At 43.0% G+C, this 7,484-nt stretch carries 5 protein-coding genes; all 5 read left to right on the top strand.

Annotation, left to right across the window (positions count from 1 at the left end):
* On the top strand, positions 1-1,172 hold a 1,172-nt coding region (locus tag F944_RS14500), incomplete at its 5' end, for a TolC family protein (protein WP_004992052.1).
* The gene (locus F944_RS14495) at positions 1,169-3,322 is read left to right on the top strand and encodes a type I secretion system permease/ATPase (protein WP_004992037.1); all 2,154 of its coding nucleotides are present in this window, start codon (positions 1,169-1,171) and stop codon (positions 3,320-3,322) included. The genes F944_RS14500 and F944_RS14495, both read left to right, overlap by 4 nt.
* The gene (locus F944_RS14490; protein ID WP_004988690.1) at positions 3,319-4,509 is read left to right on the top strand and encodes an HlyD family type I secretion periplasmic adaptor subunit; all 1,191 of its coding nucleotides are present in this window, start codon (positions 3,319-3,321) and stop codon (positions 4,507-4,509) included. Before F944_RS14495 ends, F944_RS14490 begins: the two co-directional genes overlap by 4 nt.
* Positions 4,510-4,690: 181 nt before the next feature.
* Positions 4,691-5,455 carry a DUF1266 domain-containing protein gene (locus tag F944_RS14485; RefSeq protein ID WP_004992035.1) on the top strand — a complete coding sequence of 255 codons (765 nt, stop codon included), beginning with the start codon at positions 4,691-4,693 and terminating at the stop codon, positions 5,453-5,455.
* A 484-nt stretch (positions 5,456-5,939) separates the two neighbouring features.
* Positions 5,940-7,472 carry an MFS transporter gene (locus tag F944_RS14480; protein WP_004992034.1) on the top strand — a complete coding sequence of 511 codons (1,533 nt, stop codon included), beginning with the start codon at positions 5,940-5,942 and terminating at the stop codon, positions 7,470-7,472.
* The last annotated feature ends 12 nt before the right edge of the window (positions 7,473-7,484 follow it).

The raw sequence follows: 7,484 nt of genomic DNA, 5'->3' as shown, positions 1-7,484 counted from the left end.
GCCATAAAATACTCCATATATTGATGTTTATAACATCATTTGGGGAGCAAAATATAACTTATAAGTGTTGTTCAAATTTCCTGATCCACCTCTGTGATTTAACCACAGGCGAACGCGGTCGCCAGCTCCTGACCTTGAGTGCCACCCAACTCTTATATGACTTTGGCAAAGTCAAATCCAGTGTCGATACCCAAAAAGCCAAACTGATTGTAGAACAGGCCAACGTACTGGTCAGCATCGATGACATTGCCTATCAGGTTGCCTCTGCGGTGATCAATATTGAACGCTACCAACGCATCAGCCAGATTGGAGAACAACAGGTGGCAGGTATCCAGCGCATTCTGGATATTGCCAACTTGCGAGCCAATGCAGGGATTAGCAGTCAAGCTGACCCTGTACAGGCTGAATCTTACTTACAATCGGCACAATCGAGCCTGATCGCCCAACAATCCTTACTGCGACAATACCAACAGCGGCTACGCACGCTTTTGGGCTTTGATGTCAGCAATAAAAACTGGACGATTCCAGAAAATCTGGTGCAATCCTCTGATCTCTTTAGAGATCCAGAATTTAACACCATCCCAAAAATGATTTCAGCACAGGCAGAAGTAGAAGTTGCCAAATCCCAAAAAAAACAAACTCAGCTCAGCCTCTATCCGACCTTATCTGTCAAAGGTTCACTGAGCCAGGCCCTAAATGGGGTCAATCCCAATAACAACAAAGACGATGGCTTTTATAACAGCATCATGCTGGAAGCCTCCAGTAACTTCTTTCAGGGGGGTGCAGTGGCTGCCCAAGTAAAATCTGCCAGCTATGCAGAAGAAGCGGCACGCTCCAAAGTCAACACCGTGTATCTGGATGTACTGGATCAACTGCGTACCACACGCGAAAACATCGAAAACAAACAAAGACAAATACAAGTATTGTCAGAACGACAAGCAACCACGGTCAGAACCCGTGAGCTATATCAGGAACAATATAAACTGGGGACGCGCTCAGTACTGGATTTGCTTAACGCAGAAATGGCCATTCATGCGGCCAACAACGAACTTGAAACTGCACGTTATGACATTTACAACAGTCTGGTGCAATTTATCCAGACCACGGGACGGACTCGTCAGGCCTACCAACTAAACCATCTTTCAATTCAGGGATTTGAGGTGCAACCATGAGTCAAGCATTCAATTATCAGCCGTGGTTACAATCCGTCCTTGTGATCGCCAAACACTATCGGATCGAACCGTCAGAAGAACGCATCCGCCTTCAACTGGACTGGAACCAGAACCACACGGTGGATGACGTACTATTACTGATTTGCCGACAAATGGGACTGAACTATCGCAAACTTACCTTCTCAAACGAACTCTTAAACCCATGGCGCTTGCCCGTCATCGCAGAATTTCATGATGGACAAGTCGGGGTCATAGACAAAGCGGATGGAGAAGGACAGGTCAGCATCCAGCTCAGTGGAGAACAAGGCTTAGCCCAAAGCTTTCGTCTGGATCAACTTAATAGCCTGATCAAAAACATCTATATCGTACGACCAGAAACATCAATTCCTGATGCACGCGTCGATGAATACATCAAACCCTATGAACCGAGCTGGTTCTGGTCGATTGTTCTCAAAGACTGGAAACGCTATATCGATATCATGTTCGCCTCACTGATTGCCAATATTCTGGCATTGGCGACCATTATCTTTTCCATGCAGGTGTATGACCGTGTGGTTCCTTCCCAGTCTTATTCAACCCTATGGGTATTGGCAGGTGGGGTATTACTGGCAGCGATCTTTGAATTTGTATTACGTGTTGCCCGAATTTATCTGTCCGATATCATTGGAAAACGAGCGGATCTGAAAATCTCAGACCGGGTATTTGGCCATGCACTACGCATCAAAAATAAAGAACGCTCCAAATCAACAGGGACTTTTATTTCACAAGTCCGTGAATTAGAAGGAGTGCGTGAACTGGTGACCTCAACCACCATCAGTGCCATTGCTGATTTGCCATTCTTCTTCCTGTTTCTGGTGATTTTCTGGTTGATTGGCGGGAACTTATTCTGGGTGATGGTCTTGGTGGTGCCATTGATGATTGTGCCAGGACTGCTGGTACAAAAAAAATTAGCCAAACTGGCACAAGAAGGCATGCGTGAATCCTCAATTCGTAATGCCATCTTAGTGGAAGCAGTACAGGGCATTGAAGACATCAAACTACTGCGCGCTGAATCCCGCTTTCAAAACCAGTGGAACCACATGAATGAAGTCTCTGCTGATATCAGCATGCGGCAGCGGAAGATCGTGGGGATACTCACTGCCTGGACCCAAAAAATACAGGGTCTGACCTATGCGATAGTGGTATTAGTGGGATGCTTTGCTGTGATTAAAGGAGACATGACCACAGGTGCATTGGTGGCCTGTTCGATTCTATCCTCTCGAATGCTGGCACCGATTTCACAAATCACGGGGGTATTGGGACGTTTACAACAAGCCAAAGTCGCAAAAACCAGTCTGGATGAACTGATGAAAAAGCCAGTAGATCAACCAGATCAGGCACATCTGATTCATAAACCTGTGATCTATGGTGACTATGAACTCAAGGGCGTAGTATTTCAATATGGACAGGATGATCCCAAACCGACCTTGATCATCCCGAATCTGAGCATACAGGCAGGAGAAAAGATTGCGGTACTTGGGCGTAATGGCGCAGGTAAATCGACCTTACTACAACTGCTGTCTGGCATGCAATTTCCACTACAAGGCAAAATCAGTCTGGATGGTTTGGACTTAAGCCTGATTGATCCATCAGATATCCGTCGTGACATGGGACTTTTAAACCAAAATGCCCACCTGTTTTACGGCACCATTCGAGAAAACTTAACCCTTGGCGCACCTTTGGCCAATGATGAAGATATTCTCAAAGTTCTGAAAATGACAGGTGCGTTAAGCTTCGTTGAAGAGAAAAAAGAAGGACTGGATCATCTGATTTTAGAGGGAGGTGTGGGTTTCTCGGGTGGACAACGACAAGCCTTATTGTTGGCACGACTACTGATTCGACAACCGAACATCTTACTACTGGATGAACCAACTGCATCGATTGATGATGTTTCAGAAAAAATGTTGATTGATCACTTAAAAACATGGCTAGGGCATCGCACCTTAATTGTGGCAACACATCGACGTGCAGTATTGGAGCTGGTCGATCGGATTATCGTGGTCAATGAAGGCAAAATCGTCATGGATGGACCGCGTGACCAGATCCTCAATGGCCAGAACGCCGCCACAGTAGCCCAACAGATTCAAACAGGACCAGGAGCACGTTCATGAGTGACGCACTACAACACCCAAAACGCGCGACAAAAGTGTCCTATAAAGAACCACCTTTACCCCGCGCCAGTTTAGTGATCTGGATTATCGGTATCGGCTTGCTGATATTATTGCTTTGGGCAGGACTATTTCAACTTGAAGAAGTCTCTACGGGTACAGGCAAAGTTATTCCATCTTCTAAAGAACAAGTGATTCAATCACTGGATGGTGGAATCCTGACCAAGCTGGATGTACAAGAAGGTGATATCGTCGAAAAAGGACAAGTGCTGGCACAGCTGGATCCGACCCGCTTTGAATCTAATGTAGGCGAATCGCAATCCTTACTGATCTCTGCACAGGCGACAGCAGCGCGATTACGTGCAGAAGTAAATGGTACCCCATTGGTCTTTCCCGATGAGGTGAAAAAAGATCCGAAACTGGTACAAGAAGAAACCGCCTTGTATAACTCCAGACGCGAAAATCTGGAACAGTCAATTTCGGGTTTAAAACTGGCTTTACAACTGGTTCAGCAGGAACTCACCATGACCGAACCTTTGGTTGCCAAAGGTGCTGCCAGTGAAGTAGAAGTATTACGCTTAAAACGTGAAGCCAATGACCTGCAAAATAAAATCAATGATGCACGTAACCAATATTACGTCAAATCACGTGAAGAATTATCAAAAGCCAATACCGACACCGAACAACAAATGCAGATTGTACGTGGTCGTACTGACACTTTAAACCGCACCACATTTAAAGCCCCGGTACGTGGTGTGGTCAAGGAAATTGCAGTGACCACGCAAGGTGGGGTGATTCCACAAAATGGCAAGTTGATGACCATTGTGCCACTGGATGAACAATTGTTGATTGAAGCACGTATTTCACCACGAGATATTGCCTTTATTCATCCGGGTCAGGAAGCACTGGTCAAAATCACCGCCTATGACTACTCGATTTATGGGGGGTTAAAAGGCAAGGTGACAGTGATTTCGCCAGATACGATTCGAGATGAGGTGAAGCAGGATCAGTTTTATTATCGGGTGTATATCCGTACCGATTCTGACAAGCTTTATAACAAAGAAGGCAAGTCGTTTAGTATCACGCCAGGGATGGTGGCGACGGTGGATATTCGTACGGGTGAGAAGACGGTACTGGATTATTTATTAAAACCGTTTAACAAAGCTAAAGAAGCGTTAAGAGAGCGGTAAAACCATGTAAGTAAATGTCTAGGTGGAGCATACGGGTCAATCTAAAAAAGATGATGAAGCATAAGTTTGTCATGAAGAATCTTTCATTATCTGATCATTTGCTCCATGCCTAGATAGGGTTGTGCATTTAAAAAAATTAGAAAGCATTTTTATTTTTATTGATGATTTGGGGAAATGTTGTATGGAATATATTACGTATCTAGTAATTGGACTGGTGTTGATTGCAGTAGCATGGTCTTTTTTTCAAAAACCTAAACCAGAGGGAAACAAGGCCACACCAGCGATCTTGTGGATGAACGGAACATGCGCTGTACTTTTAACGCTGAATCAACGTAATTTGAATTATGTATTTGGCGGCGTAGCCAAAAAAAAGCAAACCACTGAACTGGCTAAACAGAACCTGATCAAACATTGGGGGATACATGATTTAGAAGAAGGTAATGCCATGATTGCTGAATTGACCAGTGAACAGGGATTACATAATGCGCTGCTTTTAAAATATGTAGATGAAATGCAACTCTTAGGACTCAGCCGACAGGATTTTGAAAGACATAATCAAAAAATTACATCGAATATAAAACATCAACAATTAGACCGTGTAAGTTTTGATGCAACACAGGAATTTGCAGACCAAGCAATATTGGCATGGGATCTTGGTCGTGCGGTATATCTTTTATCTGATTTTTATCTTGCAGGCATGATCACTAAGGAAGATGCACTTCAACGCTCACTGGTGATTTGTCAGAAAATTCAGCCGTTATTTAACTCATGGCATGATTTTAATCGTAGCTATATTTATGGTTTCCGATTTTGGTTGTATTCCACAGAGACCGAGCTGAAATTAACAGCCGATCAGAATACAATTAAAATCATTGAAAAACTTGAGAAGCAAGCCCATAGCCCTTTTCAATTGGATTGGAATATGAGATTGGAAAAAGATTGGTAATTTGAATCACAATGCAGTCATTGTAGATTTAAATCGAGATATCCATTGAGTTGGTTTATCTAACACATTGATAAAATGAACTGTATTGAACACTATTGATCTATCCAGAACAAAAGCCTTTATCACATGATGAGGGCTTTTGGCATTTAGAGCCTAAGCATCGAAGCTGTATTTTTCGATCCACATTTATTTTTAGCTGTACTGAATCGTCAGAATCAAGCATATTTCAACGCTAAGCTTTAAAAAAAGCTTGGTGAGTTTAATCTGTTCTGATGATAAAACTGATTATCCTAATAATAAAACGATCTTTTTCGATGGACATCACATTTGCTGATCAAAAAACATTTAAAATCAAATGAGCTGAAAACTGATGAATAGTTGATGTGTGATCTTAACATCTTGTTCTAGCCGATGTTTATCATTGCAAAGATAGTTTTATAGCTTCACGATCAATATCCTGACCCAGTAAACCCAAGGAAATGACATGCCAGATGCAGTGAAAATGCAACGAATAATGGCAATGACCATCGCGGCTTTTGGCGCGATTGTGAGCAGTACATTTCCTTTGTCGATTATTTTTGCGCAGCAAGATATCGCAGGTGCTTTTGCAGTGACCTCGCAGGAAGTGGGTTGGGTGGTGACCCTATACAATGTTGGACAAATACTGGGTTTACCGATTGCCTTTTTGCTTTCAGGAGCCTTTGGTCGTCGACGCGCCATGATGATTGCAGGACTGGGTTTTATTCTGAGTTCTTTGTTGATCGTAATGACTCATTCTTTTGCCGTGATGTTGTTTTTACGGATCCTGCATGGTTTTTTTGCAGGCATGTTACCGATTTTAATGTTTATTATCCTGTTTTCTACCCATCCTGCGGGTCTGATTCGGACGCGGGGCTTAACCTATTTTGCACTTGCCACTGCGATTGGAATTGGCGTTTCTGCATGGTTAGGCAGCCTTTTTCTGTATAGCGAAAACTGGCATTTGCTGTTCATTATTCCCGCGCTAGGGATTATTGCTTATGTCATTCTTGCCAATTTTTTGTTTAAGGAAGATCCGATTCGACTTGAAGCATTTAAGTTGTTTGACTGGGTGGGTTATTTACTGATTTCGGCGGGTCTCAGTTTAATCGTGATGGTTTTGTCAGAAGGTGAGCGACATTTCTGGTTTGAAGCATGGTGGATTAGCGCCAGTTTTTTGGCAGGTTTTTTGTTGATGGGCTTTGCGATTATGCATTTTATTCGACATGATGCGGCATTGTTCAAATTAACTCTGTTTTATAAACCATTTAGCTATGCGCTTATTTTTCAGGTGATTTTCCGTTTTGGTTCACTGTTTATTATTTGGGTAATTCCTCAGTTTCTAATTCAGCTTTCAGGCTTTCGGATTGAACAAATTGCGGAAGTGCTTTGGCCTTTTTCTGTGGGTACTTTCATAGGCGTGATGACGGCTTATTATCTGAGCCCACGTATTGATCAGCGTATCATGATGTCACTGGCCTTATGCATTTTGGCTTTTAGTTCACTGTATTGTAGTTTTTCGACTTCACAATGGGCGATCCATGATTTCCTATGGCCTATTTTTGTGGCAGGTTTAGGGCAGGGCGTATTTTCTTTGGCGACCTTGCATCTGGTGCTATATGACATTATTCCAACGGAAGGTCCCACTTGTGGTATTGGTTTTAACTATGCACGGGTAATTGGTTTGGTGGGTGGTATTGGCATCTTAAATCACTTTATTAATGAACGTGAAAAATTGCATTCTGCCATGATCGGCGAGGATGTTCAGTTACAAAATGAGCAAACCTTATCAATGCTGGAAAGTATCCGTCACAGCTTGAGTACCGCATTAAGTGATCCGTCAGCATTAAATGCCGTGAGCTATGCACAGTTGAATCAACATATTCGGATTCAAGCTTTTGCGATGTCCTATAACGACGCATTTTTGCTGGTATTTTTCATTTTATTTATCGCATCCGCTTGTGTCTGGGTTTTCCCATACAGTAAAGCCATGCATTAACTTTGCCGAGAT

The sequence above is a fragment of the Acinetobacter ursingii DSM 16037 = CIP 107286 genome (assembly GCF_000368825.1).
In the GTDB taxonomy this organism is placed as follows: Bacteria; Pseudomonadota; Gammaproteobacteria; order Pseudomonadales; family Moraxellaceae; genus Acinetobacter; species Acinetobacter ursingii.
Note: the sequence above shows the minus strand (reverse complement) of the source record. Positions and strands in the feature narration are given on the sequence as shown.

What these genes read in the sequence shown, in the direction of transcription:
- F944_RS14480 (WP_004992034.1), top strand. Translation starts at nt 5,940, where the DNA reads ATGCCAGATGCAGTGAAAATGCAACGAATAATGGCAATGACCATCGCG.
- F944_RS14485 (WP_004992035.1), top strand. Translation starts at nt 4,691, where the DNA reads ATGGAATATATTACGTATCTAGTAATTGGACTGGTGTTGATTGCAGTA.
- F944_RS14490 (WP_004988690.1), top strand. Translation starts at nt 3,319, where the DNA reads ATGAGTGACGCACTACAACACCCAAAACGCGCGACAAAAGTGTCCTAT.
- F944_RS14495 (WP_004992037.1), top strand. Translation starts at nt 1,169, where the DNA reads ATGAGTCAAGCATTCAATTATCAGCCGTGGTTACAATCCGTCCTTGTG.